This is a genomic window from Sphingobacterium paramultivorum (genome assembly GCF_014109745.1).
Lineage (GTDB): Bacteria > Bacteroidota > Bacteroidia > Sphingobacteriales > Sphingobacteriaceae > Sphingobacterium > Sphingobacterium paramultivorum.
The window spans coordinates 4,356,588-4,382,242 of sequence record NZ_CP058555.1 but is presented as its reverse complement, the minus strand read 5'-3'; the positions used below and the strand labels follow the sequence as shown (position 1 = coordinate 4,382,242).

Below are 25,655 nucleotides of genomic sequence, written 5' to 3'. Positions count from 1 at the left end.
TTTTTTTATACTAAAATCTTCATTTTAGCATTATTATCAGTATGCTGGTCCTTCTATTACGAGCTTCAATAATTTGATATTATTTAGGACACAGGAAATAGGGGCTATTTATTGATATACAATACAGAAAACACAAAAATCCGGGAGACTTAGTATAGTGAAATTATTTTTTTTAAAGGGAATAGTCGCTCTTTTGTTTGTATCTACAGTGGCTTGTAGTTCAAAAGAGAAAAAACAGAAGGAAGCAGCGATAGCGCAGGCAAAAGTGGATAGCACAAGGCTCATCTATAATCCAAATAATGCAGATCAGAAGATCGATGCTTTTATGAAAAATCTTCATTCAAAAGCTGCATTCAATGGGAATGTTCTTGTTGCTAAAGATGGTAAAATCTTATATCAGAATACATTCGGCTGGGCCAATTACTTAAAACGGGATAGTCTAAAAATTGATGACAAATTTGAACTCGCTTCCGTTTCTAAACCGCTTACAGCTGTCGGAATTTTAAAGTTAGTGGAGGCAGGAAAGTTACGGCTCGATCAAACGATCAATGACTTCTATCCAGATTTTCCTTATCCTGGTATTACCATAAAAATGTTATTGACACACCGTTCGGGATTACCTAATTACGTTTATTTTTCAGAGGAACATTGGCCTGATCGCAAGAAAGGAATGACGAATCAGGATGTGATGAAAATGCTGACCGAATTTAAGCCTAATCGCTATGGTGCGCCAGGAGGCCGTTTCTTTTACAATAACTCGAACTTTATGGTCTTAGGGGCCATTATTGAAAAGATATCAAAGCAAGATTATGCTACGTATATGAAAGATAGCGTATTTAATGTTGCCGGAATGACAAATACAGCTGCACTTTCTAAGGCAGTGTATGATAAAATCCCGACTAACGTTATTGGGCATGACAAGGTATGGCGAAGATCGGTCGTGCAAAATTTTCAGGATGGACCGCTTGGTGACAAAGGAATTTATAGTACAGTGCGTGACCTTTATCGTTTTGATCTTGCTTTGAGAGATGGACGATTGTTAAAGCAGTCAACATTGGATTCGGCATACCGGGGATATCCCGATGCCAAAAAGGGAATCTTTAGCTATGGTTACGGTTGGCGTACGTTTGAGCATGGTAATGATCATATCGTATACCATACAGGTTGGTGGCACGGTTTTAGACATATTTATGTAAGAGATTTGAAAAGAAACATTGTTATTGTTTTACTTTCTAATATGACGAATGGAAGCTTGGTCAAGTTGGACGAGCTTTATAAAATCATGGGAATGCCAGTATTGCGTAAAAATGCGTATAGCAATCATGGTGATTTTATCATTGATGAGTAATTTCTGAGCGATGCTATTTTGAGAATTTGGATTATCTTCTTTATCCTATTGTAATTAGCAGGCAAAGAAGATAATCTACACGCCTTGAGTGTGCATGCAACAGGTAAATACAAAAGATATAAAAAGGGATGAAAAGAACATTGATTTTAGGTGCTAGTACCAATCCTTCACGTTATTCGAATAAAGCTGCAAATATGCTGCATAAACATGGGCATGCTATCGTCAATATTGGCTTGAGTGGAGGGGAAGCTGCAGGAGTTCCTATTGAAAAGAAAGGTGAGATCTATACAGATATTGATACTGTGACAATGTATCTTAGTGAGCCTAATCAGAAAGAATATTACGATTATATATTAGCGACGAAGCCAAAACGGATCATATTTAATCCTGGTGCGGAGAATGCAGAATTGGAACAGCTCGCTATGGAGCACGGTATTAAGACAGAAAGAGCCTGTACTCTTGTCTTGTTGAGTACAGGACAGTTTTAGATTTTGGATTTATGAAGCAATTCAACCGATAGGTACTTCGTGATAAAATAATTTGTCAGACCCACGGTATTGCTGTCGAGATTTAGACTTGACACTTTTATGTCACAATGTTCCTTCAAAATGGCCATGGTATAGGAATTTATGGCTTGCTGTATCGGAATCGTGATCAATTCATTTGCTTTTGCAATTTTTCCACCCAACACGATCAATTCGGGATTGAGTAGCTGTATTAAGGATGCAAAAGCTTTTCCTAGATTTGTCCCTAGTTTTGAAATCTGATTTATTGCAAATTGATCACCCTTGTTTGCCGCTTCAATAATATGTGTCGGTGTTAAATGTTGTAATTCATCGGGTTGCAATTCATTTAATTTAGTCAGCTCTCCTTTTTGGATTTCCTGTTTAGCATTGTTGACCAAAGCAATTCCGGAAGCTACGGTTTCCAAACAGCCCCTTTTCCCACAATAGCAAAGTTCACCGTTGTCGATAAAGGGCATATGTCCTACTTCGCCGGAGTAGCCATCACGGCCTAGGTAGACTTCGCCATTGGACACGATTCCTAAACCTATCCCCCAATCCATTAGGATAATTAAACTGTTTTTTGTGTTTTTTGCCAATCCAAATTTTAATTCAGCATAAGCTGCACCTTTGACGTCATTCAGAATGAAGACCGGTTTTTTATATATGCGCTCAAAATAGTTTGTTATGGATTGATTGTCCTCATGTAAAAAAGTCTCGTTGGTACCTTCTTCAGCGTTGATTAGTCCTGGCATGCCAATAATAATCCCTGTTAGGTTCTCGGTATCAACTGATTTATCGATGAGATATTGATCAACGATTTGTGTGATAATAGCTAGATTTTCTCCATTGCGAGATAATTCATTATCAAGCTCAATCGTTTCAGCAATAATGTTCTGGTTGTTGTCCATTATGCTCAGTGTGATGGAGAAACGTTGGAGTTCAATCGATAGCACCTGAAACAATCCATCACAAAGCTTATATAAATTGGGTTTACGTCCTCCAATAGATTCTCCTTTGTCAAATTGACGGATAAAATCATCTTCCAGCAATTCTGCAATGAGGCTATTTACCGTAGGCAGGCTTAAATAGAGGTTTTTTACAATGTCATTTACCGATACAGATCCTAATTCGGCTATTAATTTTATAATGGAGATTTTATTGAACAGATTTTTCTTTTCAGGTTTACTCTCCAATTTTTTGTTAATCAGTAAGTTTACGGCTTTAGTCATAAAACATCATATTTTGAAATAGAATCCTCAGGGCTTTAATTTAGCAAAAGTTTTGGAATCATTTGGTTATTTTTCTCACTTGACAAGCAAGTGGGCTAATTAGCAAAAAGGGGATAAGATTCCTTATCCCCTCTCTACGTATAAGTTTAGACTATTTGAGTTTTTTCACTCGAATATCTTTAAAGAATACTTCGGTACCGTGTCCTAAAAACCCGATATGACCAGAGGTTCTTTTAAGCCCGGGATGTTGTTTGCCATCCAGGGTTCCATTTTTGCTTGCCTCTGCGATATCCGCATCCACGATAACCGCGCCATTCAGTGTAACTTTGATGCGATTTCCTTTCACCACTATTTCCTCGGAGTTCCATTCACCTACAGGTTTTAAATGACCTTTTTTGGCAGGAACAACTCCATAAATTGAACCGTGATATTGGTATTGCTTCAAGTCTTTATAAACATCTGCACCATCATCAAGTACCTGGATTTCCATAGCCTCATATGCGGCATCTCCTTCCAGAGGAGCGCGTATTCCCACACCATTGTTGGCACCAGGAGTTAATTTGAAGTCGAAGCGATAAATGAAGTCTGCATATTCTTCTTTTGTGTAAAGGTTTCCACCAAATTTTGCATTTGGATACACCCAGATATAACCTTCGTCATTGACGACATAAGCTTGGTTTTCTGTCCACTTGTCGAGGTTTGTTCCATCAAAAAGTACTTCAAAACCTTCTTTTTTCTCTTGATCGCTCAATTTAAAGATTTGTTTTCTTGGAAATTCCTTGATAAAAAGATCTCTATAATAAACAACTGAACCATGCGCTTGTAACTCAATTTGTTCGGTAGGGAAAATTGACTGGTTCCTATCCCAATAGTTTTCAAGAGGAATATTATCGGTTACTAACTGTCCATTTAACCAAACTGTGACTTTATCGTCTACCATTTTGATTTTAAACGTGTTCCATTCGCCAGTAGCATTGTCGGCAACCTTTAATGGTTTGCTTTCATTTTTCTGGTTGTTGTATAATCCGCCAGAGCCAACTTGGGCGCCGACTCTTGTATTTGCAATATCCCAAATTTGTACTTGTGGAGTACCTCTCAAGTAGATACCGGCATCACCTTCTATACCGCCATAGTTCTCCAATTTCCAATCTACGAGCATTTCAAAATCGCCATATTTCTTTACGGTAGCCAGATTATCTCCTTTACCACTGAAGGCAATTTCACCGTTGGATGCTGTCCAGCCTTTGCGCATGATATCGTCGGCTTTAGCTTGTTCTGCTGCTAAAGTTTTCTCGTTCATTTTACTTCGTTTGATCGGATCCGCTACCAAACCTTTCCAGCCACTTAGGTCTTTAGCGTTGAACATCGAAACATAGCCTTCTTTGATTGGCATTTCAGCAAGATAGCGAACAACAGCTTCTTTAAGGTATCCACTTTCACTACCCGACAATTTACCGATTACCTGTTCAAGAACCTCTCTAACCTTTTTGCCATAGAACTTGTTGTCCATTGCAATGTTCATCGCTACATTGGCCGCAGTTCCGCCAAGTTGAGCGTCGTTCATTAAATCGGCGGCAAAAACTAAAGACTGGTATGTTCCTGTAGGTTGTAACGCCGATAATGCTGCTTTTTTCTGATCTGTTGTTTTGGCAACGTTGAATGCATCTCTTAATAACAAAGTTTTCTGTTCAGGCGTATTCGAAGAAGAAGAAATTGATTTAATTAATCCTCTGTATACCGTATTGAAAAGATTATCGTCTTTTTCTGTTCGGGAAAGAGATACCAATTCTGGCAGTGCGTTGGAGGTAGACCAGCTAGCCAAAGACTCAATTGCTGCGGACCGTAGACCTGTATTATTGTTGTTAAGGTATGCAGTTACAGCTTTCAATGACTGGGCGTCACCAAGTCCAGCAAAAATAGGGAAATATTTAGCCGTATTAGGCGCTGCAGACTTCGATATATTGGCTGCTAGTTTTTCTGTTAATCCTTTTGAATTTGTGCTTGACTGAACCACATTGACAATGGCACGTTGCAATAGCACGGCAGATTTATTGTCTGTCGTATTGTTTAACCTACTGAATAGTTCTTCTAAGTCCGATTCCTGAGCTACATTTGGGAGTGCTTTGTTGATCGCTTCTTCGACAGCAGGGTTTGAACTCTTTATGGCTAATACAGCTTTGGATGATGCATTGTTGGAACGTTTACTTAAAATATCCAGCAATTGAATCTTTTTGTCATCGTCTACAGTGGCAAGTGCATTGTTGACATCGGTAACGACATTTGCATCTTTCGATGACAGGATCAATGCTTTTACCGAATTGTTGAATTGTTGATCAGCATTGAGCGCCTGGATTAAGGTATTGGTTTCTTTACCCTGAGATAGTGTATTTAGTGCACTTAATCCAGCTAATTTAGTTACGGGAGACTGTGTTTTATTTACTAATGCCTGGATTAGTTTTAAGCTGCTTGCCGAACCATTGTGGGCTAAGTAGTTCAATACACTTTCTTGCACTTCAGGAGTACCCTTGCTTGCTAAAGCAAGCAAGCTTTTTGCGTCGGCGCCTTTTCCGTATTTTCCAAGTAATTGTAATGCAATGTTACGGTAAGCACCATTATCGCTCTTAACAGCTGCTAACAAGTTCTTTTGTTGTTTCGCTGGGTCGATGGTCGTCAATAATTTAAGCGATGCAATTTGGCCGTTGATCGATTTTACTTTTTGTGATTCCTGGAAAAACTTGTTTAGGAACTTAACCGCATCTTGGTCGTGTTTATTGTCGATCAATGCTTGAGCATAGTCAATACCAAGTCCTACCGCATCCAATTTGTCATAGCTATAGCCGGCAGCATTTAGTTTTTCCTGGAATAGCGATTCAGAAGCTGTGCCCCCGATTTTGCTCAGCGCGATTAATGCTGTCCTTTGGAAGCCATCCGAATTATATTTTTGCGTTAATCCTAAAATGGCACTTTCAGCATTTTTATCTTTTAGATCTCCGAGTGCTGTAACCAGGGCAATGGCAGTTTTCTCTGTTGTGGATGCTGCTAAAGCTTTTTCTAAGACTGCTGTCGATTCTGGGGTACGAATAGATACTAGGGTTCTCGCTGCTGCATCGGCAAGATAATCGTTTGTCAAACAATTAGCGACAGCTGGTATAGCTGTATTATCGGCGCATTGACGTAACAGGCGTAGGGCAAAGACCTGATTTGTTGGTTCACTCAATTGCGCTATGGATTTTGCCAATCCTTCAACAAACACTCTTTTCTGCTGTTCTTTGCCTGGTTGGTTTACGTAAAACGAATAGCTGTTTGCCGCAAATTCTATCGGAGCATTGTTGCTACCTGGTGCTTTAAGTCCTTTGAGGAAGGTAACGACGTCATCAGAAGAAAAACCTTCCAGCTCATGCATGGCAAGTAAAAACTTTTCTTTTTCTTCGGCAGGCTGTTGTGCCAATACGTCTGCTATTTTAGTTGCAGTCGTTCTATTTTGTGGTTGCTGAGCGTAGGTTGCACTAGATATAAGAAGCAATACGGTCAGCGAATTGAATATTCTTTTCATTAGGATATCTTTTTAAATAGACCAAGGGCCTCTCATTGGTTGGTGAATTAATCTATTTGCGGCGTCGTCATTAATAAATAGCTCATTTTGGGAGTCATATTTTAGTGATCTGTTCAGTCGCAATGCTGCTAATCCCATGTTGACCAAGGTACAAGAACGGTGTCCATTGATTTCATTCAGTGCAAACTTTTCTCTTGTGCGAACGGATTCCAAGAAGTCAGTAATCTGTGGTGCAGGTTCAGGGTACTGTGCAAGTTTTCTTTCCAAATCTGGTATATCTGATTGGAATCCTCGATATAATTTACCTTTTGGACCTTCAATATAGGCTGCCTTTTCATCTTTCGCTTCACCGTCTAAAATAATCTGACAACCATCGGCATAGGTAAATGTAATTCGTCTCCATGTGCCCACGGCATCCGGATGTTGCTGCGGAGCATCAACGTCGACGGTAATCGGGCTTTCGTTGTCTTTACCTAAGAAGTATTGAACAGGATCCATATAATGTTGCCCCATATCTCCTAGACCGCCACCATCATAATCCCAATATCCTCTAAAAGTGGTATGTACGCGGTGTTTATTGTAAGGCTTGTATGGCGCCGGACCTAACCAAAAATCGTAGTCAAGTTCAGCCGGTACTTTCTCCTCTGGTAAATTTTCTTTTCCTACCCAATAGAACTTCCAGTCAAAGCCGGTATGTTTGCTTATCGTAACTTTCAAAGGCCAACCTAACATGCCAGTATCAACTAATTTTTTGATTTTGCTTACTGGAACATTCATTCCATAAAAGTCATCCTTGAAACGAAACCAGGTATTTAAACGGAAGATATTGCCATGTTGTGCAATGGCTTCTTTCACTTTTTTACCTTCACCGATAGTACGTGTCATTGGTTTTTCACACCAGATATCTTTTCCTGCTTTTGCCGCTTCAATGGACATCAGTCCATGCCAATGTGGCGGAGTAGCAATATGCACAATATCTACTTCCGGAGATTTAATCAACTCCCTAAAGTCATGGTATTCCTTCACACCACCGCCTAAGTCTGCTTGTGCTGCCGCTAGATGGGTTTTGTCCACATCACAAATGGCTACTGTTTTAGTTCCGGCGTAGCCAAAGTGCCCACGGCCCATATTGCCGACACCAATTACACCTTTGGTTAGATGGTCGCTCGGAGCAAGATAGCCCTGTCCTCCGAGTACAAAGCGTGGTACAATAGAAAATGCCGCAGCACCGACCACGGATTTTTTTATGAAATCACGCCTTGATGAATTCTGTTCTTTCATTTTGGTTGGATTAGTTGTTTTATAATTGATCCACTATTAGGCTGTTAAAAATAACGGCATTGGATATTTAATCTTAAAAATAGATAAAAAACTGATAAATGTAAACTGATAACTAAAATTTTACATATTGTTTATTTGTGTTTTGTTAAAAAATAACAAAAGAATGCTGTTGAATTCATTTCTTTCATATATAGCCACCCCATTATTGCCTATGCTTTGTTGTTTTATCTACTAAATTGTTACATTTCAATGATGTAGCTATTCGATGTGATGGACAGAGAAGGAGTTGAATCTAGGTTTTCCTCAATCGTTTTCGTAAAAGAGGCTTGATTTCAGGAGAATAATCCAGCATCTTTATGGTCGCTCTGATAGCATTAAATCCTAATGATGAATCTAAGAATACTGTTTTTACTCGTTTGCATCCTATGCCAGCCATTTGGAGGATCAGCTCAATTTAGAATTCCAGTATTGGGCCATACGATTTATGAAGGTGTGTTTACCGGAAATGGTCTCCTGGGAACGATGACTTACTTAGCTGGTAAGAATTCGATGCGTGTGGATATTGGAAGAACTGATATTTATGATCATCGAGCGAATTCGGCCGATAAATTGTTTGATCAGGCGCGTATGTCGTTAGGTCATTTTGAAATAGAATTTGAAAGCCCTATTGTGCAGGCACAAGGAGAAATTCATTTAAAAGATGCCTATGCTGAGGCGAAAGTCGGCACAGACCAAGGGATGGTGAGAATTCGGACGATCACCTTATCAAATGACAACATTATTTTGCTAGAGGTATTTAAAAAAGATTTTAACGGGAATTACCATCTTACATGGAAACCCGACGAAGCCATCAGTCCAAGGATGGGATTCAGCTATACGCAAAAACCGAAAAATTATCCGACAAATCCAAAAGGAAGTTTTGGCACCCAAGGCGAAACAAAATATTTTGATCAGCCCCTTCTAGCCGGGGGAGGGTATGTGACGGCTTATTGTAGCAGATCCGGCAAAGAAGTGGATACCTATTTAATTACCGTAGATTATAACCAGCGGGGAACCGCTTATGTCAAAAAGGCGATCAATTATATTCGGAATTTTAATAAGCAAAAGTTAACAAAGGGACTGGCAGCCCATCGCAAGTGGTGGACAGACTATTTTGCAGCATCTACACTGGAGCTGCCAGATACGGTTTACCAGCAGTTTTATGATATGCAACTGTATAAGCTTGCCAGTGCAACAAGGTCAGATAAACCCGCCATGGATTTACAGGGTCCCTGGACAAGTCCAACTCCGTGGCCAGCGTACTGGCTTAATCTTAATATGCAACTTGCTTATTCCCCTGTTTTCAAAGCGAACCAGCTCGGTATTGCAAGCTCGTTGATCCAGATGATTGATCGGAATAAAGATAATTTAAGACAAAATGTTCCCGAGCCTTATCGCTATAACAGTTTGGCTGTTGGTCGCTCCTCGGGGCCAAGTTTATGGAGTCCTGTTCTTCTGGCAAAAAATGTTTCATTGGATGCGGCTTCCGATGGAGAAAAGGAACTGGGGAATCTCGTATGGCTGTTGCATAGTTATTATCAATATTATCGAGCGACGCTGTCGCAGGAAGTATATGATCGCTTGTTCCCGCTACTGAAGGAAGCGATAAATTATCATTTGCACCTAGTGGAAAAGAATCAAGCAGGAAAATACCATATCGGTGTGAAAACCTATTCGCCAGAATATTCAAAAGGGTATGCTTATGATACAAATTATGATCTTTCTATTTTCAAATGGGGGCTCAAGACGCTTATTGAGCTGGATCAAGAAAGAGGCGGCAAGGATAAACTTCATGCTGTCTGGAAAGACGTATTGGCCAACTTGATTGATTATCCACAAGATGTCGATGGCTTTATGATCGCAAAAGATCTTCCCTATGGCGAGTCGCATCGGCACTATTCGCATCTAATGATGATTTATCCTTTTTACGATATAAATTGGGATCAGGTAACTAATCAAGCTCTTATTGAGCGCTCTATTGCACATTGGCAGAGCAAAAAGCAATGGTTGCAGGGCTATTCATTTACGGGGGCTGCCTCTATGTATGCCATGATGGGGAGAGGAGACTCGGCTTTGGCTTTACTGGATGTTCTATTGCAGAAATATATTAAAGCCAATACGCTATATGCTGAAAGCGGTCCGGTGATAGAAACCCCACTGGCAGCGATGGCGAGTATTCAAGAATTGTGTATGCAGTATTGGAATGGTGTATTACGAGTGTTTCCTGCTATTCCTCATAGATGGAAGGATGTTTCCTTTACCAATTTTTTGACAGATGGTGGAAATCTCGTATCAGCAGAGCGGAAAAATGGAAAAACGGCCAACATCCGGATCAAAAGTCAATATGGAGGTCGTCTACGTTTAAAATCCGATATCGGAATACCAGAGGTAAAGATACAGGGAAAGGGTACGTTTGATATCAGGAAAGACGGAATGATTGATCTGCAGCTTGATAAGGGAGCAATCGCTTTGATCAACACACATTGATAACGCGAGATTAAAGAAAGTAAGACAGGACGAGCTAAATAGGCAGATTCTGTGAATCAACGCTCTATATTCCTCAATCAATTGAAATAAGGAAAAAGAGCATATTATTTAGGTATAAAATTGAAGCGCTAATGCGCTGACCAAATAAAAATAAAAGAATAGAAAATAATGAAATTAAAACAACTTTCCGTGTTATTATTGGCCATTTTGGGTACTTCGACTGTCGTTCAGGCGCAAACGGCAAAACCAAATCTATCCAAAGCGTTTATTCAGCAGCAGCTAGATGCTGCAGCGAAGCAAATAAAAGTCCTGGCGAGTGAAACTCCGGCAGAAAAGTTTCCAAAAACTTTCGAAAATGGCAAAGAGGTATTTTCTTCGTCGAGCTGGTGGTGTTCGGGGTTCTATCCAGGGACATTGTTGTATTTATATGAAGGCACCAAAGATGAAGGGCTATTAAAGAAAGCAACTGAGAAATTGACCTATCTAGAAAAAGAAAAGAACAACAAGGGTACACATGATTTAGGGTTTATGTTATTCTGTAGTTTTGGAAACGCACTGCGTCTCACGGGTGATAACCAAAAGTATGGACCAGTACTCAGCACCGGCGCCAATTCCCTAGCATCTCGCTATAGTCCAACTACCAAAACGATCCGTTCTTGGGATCACGGATCATGGCAGTATCCGGTTATAATCGATAATATGATGAACCTGGAGTTTTTGACACAGGTGTCTAAAATGACTGGAGATAAAAAATTCTATGATATTGCGGTATCTCATGCTGAAACAACCTTGAAAAATCACTTCAGAAAAGATTATAGCTCATACCATGTGATCGATTATGATAAAAACACAGGTAAGGCCATTGGTAAAAAGACCCATCAGGGCGCATTTGATGAATCGGCATGGTCAAGAGGACAAGGATGGGCGCTGTATGGTTATACCATGATGTACCGCGAGACAAAGAAGAAAGAATTTTTGAAGCAGGCCCAGCAAATCGCAAAGTATATCCTAAGCAATCCGAATTTGCCTGCTGATCTGGTTCCTTACTGGGATTTTGATAAAGATAAAATTGCGCAGTCAGATAAAATGTATCCGAATAAGGATCTGCGGGATGTATCTGCGGCGGCATTATATGCATCTGCTTTGTTAGAGCTCTCACAATACACAAAGGGAAGTGAAGCTTTGAATTATTTTGATAAAGCAGAAACGATTCTTAAGAACCTGTCGAAGGTACCTTATCTGGCACCTTATGGTCAAAATGGTGGGTATATCTTACAACACAGTGTTGGAGCGCTGCCATTAAATTCGGAAATCGATGTGCCGTTGACTTATGCAGATTATTACTATGTTGAAGCCTTGGTTCGTTATCAACGCCTATTGTCCGGAGAACCTATGATCAAAGAGATCGCTAAATAAGGTTGTCAACAGTTAAAAGCTTATTTTAGTGGGATCAGATCGTTTAAAAAATGATTTGTTTTAAGTAAGGCTCGAACTTGATTAAAAACGTAGTTAAAGCTAAAAGACAGAGGTGGCATAGCCACCTCTGTCTTTTTTATTGGGAATAACAGCGTTTATTGAGCATTACGGAGACTACAGTTCGATATAACAGGGTTTAGCTATTCTGGTTGGGCGTAGCGGTTTGTTCCGACGGATTGTATCCAAACTGTTTTTTAAATTCCTTACTAAAGTACTTCCTGTCCGAAAACCCCACAGCATAGGCGATCTCACTGATGTTCATGTCAGAATTCAGTAGTTCTTTCGCTTTGTTTAGCCTATACGTTTTAACATAATTATTGAGCGATAAATTGGATATGGCCTTCAGCTTACGATAGAGAATTGGAGCGCTCATTCCCATTGTACGCGATATAAAATTAACATCAAAGCTATCTGACTGGATATTTTCTTCGATCAACTCATTTAGGGATGAGATGAATTGCGCATCAAGTTCATTGTCGAATGAAGCTGTTTTGACCTGAAATTCTTTACTCTTTTTGTGGCTGATAGCCAGGAGGTTTTGAGCAGAAAGAAATAGTTGTTTATTGTCGAAGGGCTTTGTTAAATAGATATTTGCACCCTGCTCCAGGGCTAAGGTTTGTGAATGGCTGTCTGTTACGGCTGTCAACAAAATGAACGGAATATGGCTTGTCACCATATTTGTTTTAACGGCCTGACACAGTTGGGCTCCATCCATATAAGGCATCATCAGGTCTGAAATAATAAGATCAGGGATATATTCCAATGCTTTGGAAAGAGCTTCTTCGCCATGATCAGCCGTAATGATTGTGTAGGTGTCCTGAAACAGACTGACTACCGTTGCTAATAATTCTTTGTTGTCTTCTACAATTAAAATAGTTTGTTGCAAGGAAGTATCGAGCGTGTTTGGTACCAGTATGCTAACGTCTTCTGCTTCCTTTGCAAGGAGGCCTATTGCTTGTGGCTCTACTTTCTCGCCAGCTTGTTTCGGTAAGGTTACCGTAAATACCGTCCATTTTCCTTTTTCATCGTCCTGTGAAAAACAACGAATCTCTCCCTTGTGCTGCAGTACAATTTGTTTGGTAAGTGCCAAACCAATGCCTGTGCCGATCGCATCATTAGCTTGTTCTTCACGATAGTATTCTTCAAAAATTTTAAACTGATTGTCTGTGGCAATGCCAATGCCGTTATCAACTATGTTTATGGAAAACGAGTCCTCGCTTTCGATCAGATCCAGATAGACTGTACCATATTCGGGTGTGTATTTGATGGCATTGGAGAGTAGGTTAAACATCACTTTGTCAAATTGGACTGTATCGATGGACTGCAGTCCTACAGCATCCAACTGACGTATATAATAGTTGAGATGTTTTGTTTTGGCAAGGTCATTCAGTAAGTAGAACGTATCTTCTATGTATTCTCTAAAAGAGATGTCGGTTTTCTTCAGCACAAAGTGTTTGTCATCGAATTTTTTAAAGTCCAGCAGCTCGTTGATTACACCAAGGAGTTTACTGGCATTCTTTTTTATCCGTTTTACTTTGTTTTGAGTAGCGGTAAGATTGGCCGTTTCGGAAATAATTTCGTCTAATGGAGCTGTAATCAAAGTCAAGGGTGTGCGAATTTCGTGCGATATCTGTGTAAAGAATTTTATTTTCTTTTCCTGTTCCCGTTCTGAATTGATCAACATCTCACGTTCGACAACGAACTTGATGACAAAATGTACCCCCAGCGTAAACAAGCCGGCATACAACAGATACGCCCACCAAGTTCTCCAAAAGGGAGGTTTAATATCGATATTGATCCGTAGGGGTATACTGCTCCAGATGCCGTCGTTATTACTAGCGAATATGGTCAAGGTATGCATTCCGACTGGAATATTGGTATATCGTATTGACGGAGTACTTGTTTCAAGCCAATCCTTGTCAAAACCATCGAGCTTGTATCGGTATCTATTCTTTTGCGGTTTGATGAAATTAGAACCTGAGAAATTAATCGTAACAAAGTTTTCATCATGTCGGAGTTTGAGCTGATAACTGTTGGGATCTGTTGTTTTCTGAATCCGTCCGTAGTTCAATGGTGTCTCTTCAAGAAAGATATTTCGGAAAAATACCTCAGGGATAGTCAGATTGAAGATTATTTTTCGGGTATCCAGGGCAACTACACCATTGAGAGTTGTGACGAATAGTGTTCCTGTTTTGCTGGCAAAGACTTTGGCTCCAAGTAAATTTTTGACCGGTAAACCGTCATACTGATTCAGGAGGTAGCTATGTTTTGTTTTGGGATTATAGCATATTAATCCATTTTTACTGGTAAGCCATACCTGCTTGTTCACAAAGATGGGCCAGCCTAGCGAATTGTTCGGAAAGCGAGATACCTTGGTTAAGTGATCATGCTGATCAAAATGATATAAGTATTCTTTGGATGTCAGCCAGATGTCCCCGTTCGGATGAACATAAAACCCACCTAGCGTCAATGTATCCAGCTGTTTTATTGGTTTTATGTTTGATTCATTCGTTTTTTTGCGAAAAAGTGTACCTCCTCTGAGAAAATATGTCTGCTGTTTATTGTCCGCTTGGATATCATCAATTGTGCCTGTTTTTAATGCAGCGTTATATGCTGCAGGTTTTCCAGGATCGACGATGTAAAGCCCTTTATTGGTTCCGAGGTAAATGCGGTGAACTGGATCGACATAAATGCTATAAATATTGTTTTTGAGATTCAGGAGATCTTTTTCCAGGTAAAAGTGTTGTGTGTTTCCAGATTGTGCATCGATAATGGAATAACCGCCGCCATACTGTGCCGCATAAATTTTGTTATCTCTAACGTATAGATCCTTGATCAGGTTTGACTGGGTTAATTTAGACAAAGGGGAGGTCATTTCTGTTCTTTTGTCAATTTTGTTGATTCCTTCTTCTTCTGTTCCAATCCAAAACGCATTTTCTGACTCTGCGAAACTGCCGGTGATATCGCTGTTGAGGCTGAGACCAGGACGTGAACGTGTTGAATAATGCTGTATGGGGATCAGATCGGGGTAGATGGCATTGATTCCTCCAAAATAAGTTCCTATCCAGGTGATCTGTTGTCGATCAATAAAGATATCATAGATAGAGTTTTGACTCAATGAGTTTTTGACGGAGGTATTATGTTTATAATTTAGGAAATGTGGTGCCCCATTAAAGATGGAGAGTCCTTTTAATGTACCGATCAAGAGGTCTCCCTGTTTAGTTGGGACGATTTTTCTGATGTTATTGCTGAGCAGATTGCTATTTGTTTCTGTTAGATTATTCCATTTTTTATCAACGAAGTTGTATTGGAATATTCCATGCAATTTTGTGCCAACCCACAGGATGTTTTTATGAAGATACATTGTGCTGAAAATCTGTTCTTTTAGCGGCAGGGGGGATGCTATAAGATTCTGGATCGTAGAAATTTGATTATTTTTTAATGAAAAGGACGTTATACCATCCATGCTCGCCATGATATAGGTTTCCGGTCCTGTCTGAATAATCGATTGTACACGGGATTGGTTAATGATTTTTTTTAGATTGTAGGTGCCTGCTGTGGGGATAGCCTGAAAGAGCCCTTTGTCGGTGCACAGAAATATTTTGTCTGAAAAGATCTGTATGTCGGCGACGGCAATTTTTTCTTGAAAAGGTTTTCCCTGTTTAAATACCGCTTTGCGTTTGTCGATATCGAAAATGAATAACTGCGTTGCTGTAGCAATGAAAAGGTCATTATTTGCGTTGATGGCAATCTTGTTAATGTAATCTACCTTTTTAAATACCGTATCCTGTACGAGAATATTGGTGATATTTTGGGAGTCATATACAAAAAGGTTGGCTCCGCCGCCGAACCAAAGTTTACCTTGTTTATCTTGAGCAATTGCTAATACCGCCTGTTTATCCAATACGTTCTCCTGGCTTAGTGTCTCAAATTTTAAATTCTGGGCATGACAAATGGAAATGATGGATATCAACAGCAGAAATTGTCGCGATAAAATAGGTAGTATGCTCATGGTTATGGGGTATTTGTGTCAAATTTAAGATTTTACCCCCAAATATTTATGAATTTCACCCCTCTTAATTTGCTCATAGACTCATCTTTGACCTATTAAACAACCAATTTTTATTATAAAACTAATTTCCTAAAGTATGGCAAAGTTTTACAAAGTTGGACTGTCTGCTATGATGATGTTTACTGTGGGTGCGAGTATGGCACAACAGAAAATTTCAATTACGGGGCGGATTACAGACAGTCAAGGAGCACCTTTATCGGGTGTAACGATTCGAGAAAAGGGCGGAAAGACCGCCACTTCAACAAATGAGGCAGGTCAATATGCCATTTCTGTTTTAGAAAATGCTACATTACTGATTTCATATATAGGATATCAGGATCAAGAAATCAATCCTAAAGGGCGTTCGATAATTAATATCAGTCTGGAAAAAAACACCTCAGCGCTTGATGAAGTTGTTGTTGTGGGTTATGGCACGCAGAAAAAAGTCAATTTGACTGGATCTGTCGCTACTGTCGGTGCAGATAAACTTACAAATAGACCGATAATGAACCTTGCCGCGGCTCTAGGTGGAACTGCACCTGGTATACGTGTTACGCAGGGCAATGGGAATCCCGGAAGCGAGGATGTGTCCATTCGTGTTCGTGGTACAGGGTCTTTCAATAATAATAACCCGCTGATTCTTGTTGATGGTGCTGTAGCCGATATGGTTCCATTAAATACGGATGATATCGAGAATATTTCTATTTTGAAAGACGCGGCTTCAGCAGCAATTTATGGATCTCGTGCTGCTAATGGCGTCATTCTCGTAACTACTAAAAAAGGGCGGAAAGGTGAGGCGCCTAAAATAACATTCAATGCATTGTATGCGCGTGAGAAAGCGCAAACTGATTTGAAATTTATGTCGAGTACAGCAGATTGGATGGAACTACACAACATCGCTAAGGTGAATGCTAACCCGACTTCGACATCTCCTGATTATACACTTTCAACGATTGAAGACTGGCGCAAAGCAAATGCTGATCCTAATGGTACATATACTAATCCGATCACTGGGAACAGCATCCCTAATTGGTTGGCATATCCAAATACTGATTGGGCGCAGGTTCTCTTCCAGCCTCAATATTATCAGCGATATGGTGTTTCAGTAACTGGAGGGAGTGATAAATCTTCTTATCTCATGTCCGCCGGATACCAAAATAATCCTGGAACGTTGGCAAATACTGGAATGAAGAGATTCAACATTCGGACCAATTTGGAAACAAAAATTGCGGATAGAATTACTTTTGGAACACAAACCTATGCTACAAAGGAGTATAAGCAGCCTGGTAGCACTTCAATGACTTATTTGCTTCAGGCTTTTCCAGGAATGACACCAATTTATGAGGGAAAATATGGATCCAGTGAAGATCCCAACACAACAAATAAGGATAATATTCTCCAACAGGTGGCTTCGAATGGTGGAGAAAACAACTACACACGTATCAATAGCACATGGTATGCTAACGCGGACCTTTGGAAGGGAATTATTGCAGAGGCTCGCTTTAACTACAGTGAGTATACGCGTGAAGATGAAAATTATTCCCAAAATTTGCCGAGGTATAGTTTTAGAGAAAGCTTTGAGAAGCCTAAAGAGGGTATAGGAAATTTGGACCAGGCGACAACTTACCGTTTTTCTTATAAATCTTCCAGTTATACAGCGAATGCATTATTGCGTTATGCACATACTTTTGGAAAACACGATGTTGGCGGATTAGTAGGTTACGAGCAATATTATTCAAAGACAAGTGGGTTTAATGCTACTCAACGAGGATTGCTTGATTGGAGTGTTACTGATATAAACTCGGGAGGTACAATGGAGTCCATTGGCGGCTCTGATCAGAATAGAAAAGATAATGCAAAAGCGGAGAACGCAATGATTTCTTATTTTGGGCGGGTAAACTATGCCTATGATGGTAAATATTTGTTCGAAGGAAACTTTCGTTCGGATGCGTCATCTAAGTTTGCTCCAGGACATCGCACAGGATTTTTCCCTTCTTTCTCGGCAGGTTGGGTTATCAGTAACGAAGGGTTTTTTGATCCAGCCAAAACAACGGTTAATTACTTAAAGCTTAGAGGGTCCTATGGAACCTTAGGGAATACAATAAGTGGAAATTACGATTGGCAGACTCTTTATCAGAAAGTGAATAATGTATTTAACGAGTCGGTTGCGAATGGGGTTATTCAGCAAACTATCCAAAATCTTAGTTTATCATGGGAGAAACTAACGACATATAATGTTGGGTTGGAAGCCAGTTTCTTAAATCGTCGTTTGAGTGTCGAGGCCGATATGTATTCCCGAAAGACTTCTGATATCTTAACGGCAGCTATTATTTATTTGACGATGGGTAATATCAATGCACCGATGTCCAATACTGCTTCAATGAATAATAAAGGGATAGAACTAAATTTGGGGTGGAACGACAAAATTGGAGATTTCAGGTATGGAGTTAGTGGTAATATCTCTTACAACATGAACAGAGTTTCCGGATTTAAAGGAACGTTAAAGTATGAACAAGATCCATCGACTCTCGATATTTGGGGTAATCCAACTTGGCGTTATACGAATTTAGCAGATGTGTCTACAGGAGGAAACGAGCGTCGTGTGGAACAGCATATGCTTGACGAATGGTTTTTAAGAAAGCCTTACGCGGGTACTGGAACTTATATGAAATCTGATGGAAGTGTAGATCCCAATGGTGGTCCAACAGATGGAATGATTCGTACTAAAGCCGACCTGGAGTGGGTGAAATCCATGATTGCTGCAAATTATTCTTTCAATAACAATACAGTGGGCCCGGGAGCAGCAAATATTTGGTATGGACAAATGCTTATGGCAGATGCGAACGGTGATGGTAAGTACGGTAATGATGATGACCGTGAATTCACTGGGAAGTCTTCTGTTGCCAAATTTGTGTTTGGCTTAAATCTGACAGCAGCGTACAAGGGCTTTGATCTAAGCATGCTTTTGGCGGGACGTGTCGGCTCTTATCATTATATTAATGAGCGTGGATCTAATGGATCAATCTTAGCGAATACAGGTGATCAATTGCCAGCAGATGCCTGGACCAAATATTATTCTTATGATGCAGTAAGAGCAAATAGCGATTATGATAATTATGATCCTGCTACAGATCCAAATGCAAATATAAATGGTAAATATCCACGTTTACTTTCTTCAAGTTCAATCATGCAGGCTAATACATTCTATCTGTACAATACCTCGTATTTAAAGTTAAAGTCTTTGCAGTTGGGGTACACATTTCCTAAAAAATGGATTAATCAAGCTAAAATTAAAGACTTAAGGGTATTTGTAACTGGAGAAAACCTATTGACTTTTAAACATAAAGACTTTCCAGGAGTGGACCCGGAATTAGGTGGTTCATTGATTGTTTATCCGATCGCGAAGTTATATTCCGCCGGGGTATCAGTAACTTTTTAACTTAATCTCAGAACAGAAGGATAAGTTAATTTGAGTTTTCAATAGAGTAAGACTTAGACTAGCATCTTAATCTTAAACTCTGTTTAGTCAAATAAAATAGAAATAGAGATGAAAAAAATATTAAAATCTGTCATAGCAATTGGTATAGCAAGTTCTTTATCGTCTTGTACGAAAATATTGGACCTTGCACCTAATGACAAAATATCTTCGGGAACAATGTGGTCAACGGAAACGCTGGTTGATCAAGGGGTAATAGGTGTTTACTATTCGTTACAACGTCCGGTAAGAAGTGACGGAATTGTAGGGACATCTGCAAATATTGGGTATTATGCTTATGAGGCATTTGGTATGACTGGTCAAGGTGAATATAACTTAAATAACCTTTTCTCCAGCGCTGTGAATCCAAGTAATTCCTATTTTTCATTCCAATGGAAATGGTTGTATGATGGTGTACATCGCGCTAACGATGCAATTGTTCATATTCCCGGTGCGACGATGGCTCAGGAGAAAAAGAATAAATTAGTAGCCGAATGTAAAGTATTACGAGCCTTTTTTTACATGCGGCTCAATGAACTGTATGGTCGGAATGGTTTAGGTGTTCCTATTTACACCGAGCCTATCAGTCCTGCAGAAGGTAATAAAGGGCAGAGTTCAGAAGAGGATGTTTGGGCGCTTATTATTAAAGATTTGACTGATGCAATCAATGAGAGTGCTTTGCCGAACAATCAAATCCAAGGTGAAGGACGTGTGAGTAAAGGTGCCGCTTATGCACTACGTGGCCGTGCTTATCTTATGACCAAAAAATACGATCAGGCAGTTGCTGATTTTGCGAAAGTTGGAGAGAGCGGCTATAAACTCTTTTCAAATTATAAGCAATTATTTAAAGTTGCCAATGAACGTTGTGAAGAGATGATTTTGAGCGTTCAATATATTGAGGAACCTTCAGGATACGGTTCTGCCGTACAGAAATATACCGCCGCATTTCAACAGGGAGCAAAAGATAGTAGAGGGTGTTGGACAGATTTGCAAGTAACCCCGGCTTTGGTCAATTTGTATGAAGAAATAATTGATGGTACTACTGTACGTCCTTTTAGTTGGTCGGATTATATTCCTGAATGGAATACTGTAAATGCTTTAGGAGCTCCCAATAGAAAGGTCTTTTTTATACGAGACCAAAAAGTTAACGGAAATGATGTTCACCCTACGGTAACCACAGTAATCAATACAGAATTAAATAAATTGAATAGTACTGCGCGAGTGTTGTATCTGCCTGAGGGTAACGAAGCACGGCTTAAAGCAGCTTATGCAAATAGGGATCCACGGTTAGCTTATAATGTAGTGACTCCTTATGCATCTTTCCAGGGAGTGAATAGCAATTCCACGGCTGCAGGTATGTATACATACAGATTCCCAGTCACAGGTAAGTACTATGTAGACCAATCTGGAGCTGAGCCCAATTTAAATAGTAGTTTACCTGGTAGTTATTATACTTCGGGAAGTGCCAATGCGCAGGCAGAATTTAAGTATATCCATCGTAAGTTTGTGGGCGAAGGGTTAGAATATGCTCGCCGTGAGCAAAATCCGGTCGACGAACCTATTATTCGTTATGCTGATGTTTTGTTGATGTGGGCAGAAGCATTAGTCGAAATGAATGATTTACCTGGTGCGATGGCAAAAGTAAAACAGGTCAGAGATCGGGTTGGAATTCCAACAATGGCCTCTTCTTTTTCAGATCAAACCAAAGCACGGAATTATGTACGAGATGAACGGCGCCGGGAATTAATTGGTGAAGGAGTTAACTTTTTTGATGAAATGCGTTGGAAGACACTGAAAGAAACAAAGTTCAACGAAAAATTCGCACAACATGTTTGGGGTGGCACAGAAAATACTGGTGGTACCACTTATGAATGGATAGGTGACCAATGGTACACGTGGCCAGTCCCTAAATCTGAAATAGAGTTAAATAAAAATTTGAAGCCAACACCAGGGTGGGTTTATTAAGTAAAGAAGTTGTTATCAATCGCTCACGCAATCGTTTGCTAGAGCGATTGATTTTTTTTGATTTGTTTTTTTAGCTTAAAATAAAGATTTTTAATGTTTTGTGTAACACTTCGATTATGTTCGTTATAAACCAATGTCAATGAAAAGAAGACTCTTATTAAAACTATTGGGCGGTGCCGGGATGGGCGCACTGGCGACATCTTTTGCTGGTGATGCGAAAGCCAATGTTGCCGCGTCGGAAAGAAATAATTACAGCGAGAACGATCGTGCCTATTGGGTGTCTATTTTACATAAGATGGCTGCTCCAATATTAGGCAATATCAGTAAGCAACAATGGCGTAAAAATATGCCGATGGAAGTGAGCCCTACTTTTGATAGTCGAGACCCTGGAGTCGGATACTTAGAAGCTTTCGGTCGTTTGTTGGCAGGTATGGCTCCTTGGTTGGCTTTGCCAGATGACGCAACTGAAGAAGGTCAATTGCGTAAAAAATTACGTGACCAAGCATTACTCGGTATACAATATGGTGTCGATCCTAAATCGCCGGATTATTTTACCTGGCGAGGCCCTTCATCCCAAACACTCGTCGATGCGGCGCATCTTGCGCTGGCTTTTTTGAGGGCCCCACAGGCTTTATGGCAGCCTTTGGACCAAGTTACTAAAAAAAGAGTAGTTGAAGAATTCAAACTGCTGCGGAAGATCAAGCCGAATGAGAGTAATTGGTTGCTGTTTGCCGCGATGACAGAGACATTTCTCTATAGCATCGGGGAGGAGTGCGCGCGTGAAAAGATCGATTATGCAGTCAATAAATTTGATCAGGAATGGTATGTCGGAGATGGCTGGTACAGCGACGGAGCGCGTTTTAGTTTTGATCATTACAATGGGTATGTGATTCACTGCATGCAGGTTGAGTCGCTACGCCATAATATTACCGCCGGCGGAAAATACAAAGAAATGTATGATAGAGCGTATAAACGAATGCAGCGCTATGCACATCATTTGGAACGTATGATTTCTCCAGAAGGTCACTATGTCGTTGTCGGTCGCTCGTCAACTTATAAGAATGCAGCGTTCCAACCTTTGGCGACAGTTGCTTTAGAAAACAAGCTACCTGAGGATATCTCAAAAGGACAGGTCCGGGCAGCTCTTACAGCGATATTAAGGCATATTTATATTGACAAAACCTTTGCCTCGTCAGGATGGCTGCGTATGGGAGTGGTAGGTGATAAACAATCCAATCTCGCAGATTACTATACAAATGCAGGGTCTATGTATGTGGCCTCCCTGTCATTCTTGCCTTTGGGATTACCTGCAGACGATGAGTTCTGGACCTGTGCTTCACAACCCTGGACTTCTCAGAAATGCTGGAGTGCCGAGCAATTTCCGAAGGACTATTATGTAAGTTATTAAATAAAACAAGAATAGAGGGTTCTAAATTTTATATAAACATGAAGATACAACATTATATTACGGGGGGCCTAATCATTGGGCTGGGAATGCAAGGAATTTCTTGTTCTAGTCAACGGAATTTAGGATCCGTTAAGTTGGGGCTTGACAAAGAATTCGTTCATTCAAATTTAGAAGATGCACATAAACAAATCGCTTACCTCGCAGCATCGATCAATGAATCCGATATGCCCACGACTTATAAAGATGGTAAATATGTGAATTGGGGTTCGAGTTGGTGGTGTTCGGGGTTTTATCCCGGTACAGTGCTCTATCTCTATGAATATACCAAAGATGAGAAGCTATTAACGGAAGCGAAAAGTAAGTTAAAAGAACTCGAGAAGGAGAAGAACAACAAGGGAACACATGATTTGGGCTTTATGTTATACTGCAGTTTTGGTAATGCATTACGTTTGACGGGAGATTCAGCTGCTTATAAGGAGATTTTAAGTACAGGAGCAGCATCGCTGGCAACACGTTTCCATGTAGCACCGCAAACGATTCGTTCATGGGATGGTGGCAAAAACTGGGATGACCAACCCTGGACCTATCCAGTGATCATCGACAATATGATGAACCTGGAGTTTTTGACGGAAGTTTCCAAAATGACAGGAGACAAACGCTATCGTGATATTGCTATAACGCATGCAAATACAACGATGGTCAATCACTATCGAAAAGATTATAGTTCCTACCATGTGGTGGATTACAATCCGAAAGATGGACGTATTATTTCGAGAAAGACGGCACAAGGCGCTTTTGATGAGTCTGCATGGGCTAGGGGACAGTCTTGGGGACTTTATGGTTATACAATGATGTACCGCGAAACGGGCGACAAGAAATATTTGGAGCAGGCTAGGCATATTGCTCAGTTTTATCTGAATCATCCCAATCTTCCGAAAGATCTGATACCTTATTGGGATATGGATCAGAATAAACTTACGCCGGACAGTAAATATTATAGCCAAAAAGATCTTCGCGATGTGTCGACAGCTTCAGTGACTGCTTCGGCTTTGCTGGAACTGGCACAATACACAACAGGCAGTGAAAGCCAGCTGTATATCTCGAAGGCTGAGCAGATGTTGCGCTCGCTTTCTTCTAAACCCTACAAAGCAGATTACAAGGAAGCCGGTGGCTACGTCTTGAAACATAGCGTCGGTTCAATCCCACATAAAACAGAGGTGGATGTGCCTTTAACCTATGCCGATTACTATTATGTAGAGGCATTGGTGCGGTATGACCGATTGCTCCGCGGAGAAAAGGTGATTAAACAATAGACGATAAGGCACGTTTAAACTGTTCTTAAAATAAGTGTTGTTTTAGGAACAGTTTTAGCCGTTTGTGCTCTTGGGAAAAATGCAGTTCCAACCAATCCCAAATTTTCATTGGAGCATCTCCTGTTATAATAGTCGCGATAGACCCATAATATTTGGCGAGATCTGTCACCCGGATGTGTCAGATCTATACCGCTCCGTTTATACGTTACCAATATCATAAATCTAACAAAGAATGAAAACAACAAATAGTAAAGTCAGATTTATTGAAATTACACTTATTGTGTTTTTTAGGGGTCGGTAAGTTCTTGTATTTTAAAATTGTATATTCTGATCAAGTAATCATTTGGACGTATTAGTAGGCAGTACACCTATTTTTTTACGGAGAATTTTTTAAAGCGATGCGCCGTTGATCTTTCAACCATAATTATTAATGGTGAGGCATCATTCGCTAATGATCGAGAAACTTTAGTCAATTTATCTAAAAGAAAGGAGGCCCTTATGATTTAGTTAAGACAGAAGCCAATTGTTGATAAGCTATATCTCAAAAAAGCTTATTGAAATAGTCAATTATTTATAAACACTTTTGAATTATGTTAAAAAAATCATTTGTAATAGCCTTTGCGTTATTTATTGTCACTGGTTTGTTCGTTCAAGCTAGAGATTTGAGTGTACCAGCAGCAGTAAAATTATCTAATAAACGAAATATAATTTCTACGGAAAATGTTGGGGCAAAAAAAAATACCAAAACGACTATTAAAACACTAAGCAGCACATTCGACTTTTATGTGTATAACTTTAGTAATTCACCCATTTATTTGACCTTTAGCGGGAATTTTCCAGGAGGAACCACACAGCATGTTGTAGTCCCTGCGAATACGTTGTCTTATCCAGTCAATATTCAAAGTGGAAATTATGATATTTATGCAAGTTGTCCTAGTTGGTTAACAATGTGGTATGCGATGAGCTGCGGTCATTCGGGCTCCGGACAATCTTACACTTTCGAAAATGTTTATTTGAGCGATACTGGCTGTACATCGTTAGATGTCGGAAGCAATTAAATTGCCCAAAATAATTAATGTTGCTGTCTCAATGTCTTCATTGGGGCAGCTATTTACTATTTCGGTCGAATACGATGGTAGAAGCCGAAAGAATTTTTGATCCGCTACATCGCGAAGGCTAAGCAGATGTAGCGGTCGCTTTCTTCTAAACCCTACAAAGCAGATTATAAAGAAGCCGGTGGCTATATCTTGAAGCATAGTGTCGGATCAATTCCACATAAAACAGAAGTGGATGTGCCCTTGACCTATGCCGATTACTACTATGTGGAGGCATTGGTGCGATATGATCGGTTGCTCCGAGGAGAAAAGGTAATCAAGCAATAAGGAGTGACTTTTTTAAGTTTTCAACAAAGTTATTAACACGATGTGGAAAAGTGAAGTATATAGGTACTTCACTTTTTTTGTTTTATTGGATTTAACGCTCTCAATCTAAAAACAAGTTTCTTCATGTTGTACTTGATTCTAT

At 39.9% G+C, this 25,655-nt stretch carries 13 protein-coding genes and 1 pseudogene; 10 read left to right on the top strand and 4 right to left on the bottom strand.

The window, feature by feature from the left end:
* Positions 1 to 157 precede the first annotated feature (157 nt).
* Together HS960_RS18405 and HS960_RS18400 are read left to right on the top strand one after the other, a co-directional pair.
* Entirely contained in the window at positions 158 to 1,348 is a 1,191-nt protein-coding gene (locus tag HS960_RS18405) for a serine hydrolase domain-containing protein (protein WP_153844921.1), read from the top strand.
* A 128-nt stretch (positions 1,349 to 1,476) separates the two neighbouring features.
* The gene (locus tag HS960_RS18400; RefSeq protein ID WP_153844922.1) at positions 1,477 to 1,836 is read left to right on the top strand and encodes a CoA-binding protein; all 360 of its coding nucleotides are present in this window, start codon (positions 1,477 to 1,479) and stop codon (positions 1,834 to 1,836) included.
* On the opposite strand, the gene HS960_RS18395 is transcribed toward HS960_RS18400, so the two are convergent.
* From HS960_RS18395 to HS960_RS18385, 3 genes are all read right to left on the bottom strand, one after another.
* Complete coding sequence (locus HS960_RS18395; RefSeq protein ID WP_153844923.1) at positions 1,833 to 3,083, bottom strand: ROK family transcriptional regulator; 1,251 nt, start codon at positions 3,081 to 3,083, stop codon at positions 1,833 to 1,835. The genes HS960_RS18400 and HS960_RS18395 overlap by 4 nt on opposite strands.
* Before the next feature lie 151 nt (positions 3,084 to 3,234).
* Positions 3,235 to 6,636 (bottom strand): DUF1080 domain-containing protein, encoded by a 3,402-nt coding sequence (locus tag HS960_RS18390; RefSeq protein WP_182330314.1) that lies wholly within the window; start codon positions 6,634 to 6,636, stop codon positions 3,235 to 3,237.
* A gap of 12 nt (positions 6,637 to 6,648) precedes the next feature.
* Complete coding sequence (locus tag HS960_RS18385; protein ID WP_088160080.1) at positions 6,649 to 7,917, bottom strand: Gfo/Idh/MocA family oxidoreductase; 1,269 nt, start codon at positions 7,915 to 7,917, stop codon at positions 6,649 to 6,651.
* A gap of 384 nt (positions 7,918 to 8,301) precedes the next feature.
* Between HS960_RS18385 and HS960_RS18380 the strand changes: the two genes are divergently transcribed.
* On the top strand, positions 8,302 to 10,443 hold the full coding sequence (locus HS960_RS18380) for a glycosyl hydrolase family 95 catalytic domain-containing protein (protein ID WP_153844925.1): 2,142 nt from the start codon (positions 8,302 to 8,304) through the stop codon (positions 10,441 to 10,443).
* Between the two features lie 168 nt (positions 10,444 to 10,611).
* Complete coding sequence (locus HS960_RS18375) at positions 10,612 to 11,859, top strand: glycoside hydrolase family 88 protein (protein ID WP_159731401.1); 1,248 nt, start codon at positions 10,612 to 10,614, stop codon at positions 11,857 to 11,859.
* Positions 11,860 to 12,055: 196 nt separating this feature from the next.
* On the opposite strand, the gene HS960_RS18370 is transcribed toward HS960_RS18375, so the two are convergent.
* Positions 12,056 to 15,931, bottom strand: coding sequence for a hybrid sensor histidine kinase/response regulator transcription factor (locus HS960_RS18370; RefSeq protein ID WP_153844927.1), 3,876 nt, complete (start codon positions 15,929 to 15,931; stop codon positions 12,056 to 12,058).
* A 136-nt stretch (positions 15,932 to 16,067) separates the two neighbouring features.
* Here HS960_RS18370 and HS960_RS18365 point away from each other — a divergent pair, with 136 nt between their 5' ends.
* The 6 genes and pseudogenes from HS960_RS18365 to HS960_RS27060 all read left to right on the top strand — a co-directional run.
* The gene (locus HS960_RS18365; protein ID WP_153844928.1) at positions 16,068 to 19,409 is read left to right on the top strand and encodes a SusC/RagA family TonB-linked outer membrane protein; all 3,342 of its coding nucleotides are present in this window, start codon (positions 16,068 to 16,070) and stop codon (positions 19,407 to 19,409) included.
* Between the two features lie 108 nt (positions 19,410 to 19,517).
* Positions 19,518 to 21,410, top strand: coding sequence for a RagB/SusD family nutrient uptake outer membrane protein (locus tag HS960_RS18360; RefSeq protein ID WP_153844929.1), 1,893 nt, complete (start codon positions 19,518 to 19,520; stop codon positions 21,408 to 21,410).
* A gap of 139 nt (positions 21,411 to 21,549) precedes the next feature.
* Positions 21,550 to 22,818 (top strand): DUF2264 domain-containing protein, encoded by a 1,269-nt coding sequence (locus HS960_RS18355; RefSeq protein ID WP_153844930.1) that lies wholly within the window; start codon positions 21,550 to 21,552, stop codon positions 22,816 to 22,818.
* Between the two features lie 38 nt (positions 22,819 to 22,856).
* Positions 22,857 to 24,131, top strand: coding sequence for a glycoside hydrolase family 88 protein (locus HS960_RS18350; RefSeq protein WP_153844931.1), 1,275 nt, complete (start codon positions 22,857 to 22,859; stop codon positions 24,129 to 24,131).
* A 590-nt stretch (positions 24,132 to 24,721) separates the two neighbouring features.
* Complete coding sequence (locus HS960_RS18345; protein WP_153844932.1) at positions 24,722 to 25,189, top strand: hypothetical protein; 468 nt, start codon at positions 24,722 to 24,724, stop codon at positions 25,187 to 25,189.
* A gap of 132 nt (positions 25,190 to 25,321) precedes the next feature.
* Positions 25,322 to 25,513, top strand: a pseudogene (locus HS960_RS27060) (glucuronyl hydrolase); the annotation flags it as partial.
* Positions 25,514 to 25,655 lie beyond the last annotated feature (142 nt).

What these genes read in the sequence shown, in the direction of transcription:
- HS960_RS18350 (WP_153844931.1), top strand. Translation starts at nt 22,857, where the DNA reads ATGAAGATACAACATTATATTACGGGGGGCCTAATCATTGGGCTGGGA.
- HS960_RS18390 (WP_182330314.1), bottom strand. Translation starts at nt 6,636, where the DNA reads ATGAAAAGAATATTCAATTCGCTGACCGTATTGCTTCTTATATCTAGT.
- HS960_RS18380 (WP_153844925.1), top strand. Translation starts at nt 8,302, where the DNA reads ATGATGAATCTAAGAATACTGTTTTTACTCGTTTGCATCCTATGCCAG.
- HS960_RS18400 (WP_153844922.1), top strand. Translation starts at nt 1,477, where the DNA reads ATGAAAAGAACATTGATTTTAGGTGCTAGTACCAATCCTTCACGTTAT.
- HS960_RS18375 (WP_159731401.1), top strand. Translation starts at nt 10,612, where the DNA reads ATGAAATTAAAACAACTTTCCGTGTTATTATTGGCCATTTTGGGTACT.
- HS960_RS18345 (WP_153844932.1), top strand. Translation starts at nt 24,722, where the DNA reads ATGTTAAAAAAATCATTTGTAATAGCCTTTGCGTTATTTATTGTCACT.
- HS960_RS18385 (WP_088160080.1), bottom strand. Translation starts at nt 7,917, where the DNA reads ATGAAAGAACAGAATTCATCAAGGCGTGATTTCATAAAAAAATCCGTG.
- HS960_RS18360 (WP_153844929.1), top strand. Translation starts at nt 19,518, where the DNA reads ATGAAAAAAATATTAAAATCTGTCATAGCAATTGGTATAGCAAGTTCT.
- HS960_RS18370 (WP_153844927.1), bottom strand. Translation starts at nt 15,931, where the DNA reads ATGAGCATACTACCTATTTTATCGCGACAATTTCTGCTGTTGATATCC.
- HS960_RS18365 (WP_153844928.1), top strand. Translation starts at nt 16,068, where the DNA reads ATGGCAAAGTTTTACAAAGTTGGACTGTCTGCTATGATGATGTTTACT.
- HS960_RS18395 (WP_153844923.1), bottom strand. Translation starts at nt 3,083, where the DNA reads ATGACTAAAGCCGTAAACTTACTGATTAACAAAAAATTGGAGAGTAAA.
- HS960_RS18355 (WP_153844930.1), top strand. Translation starts at nt 21,550, where the DNA reads ATGAAAAGAAGACTCTTATTAAAACTATTGGGCGGTGCCGGGATGGGC.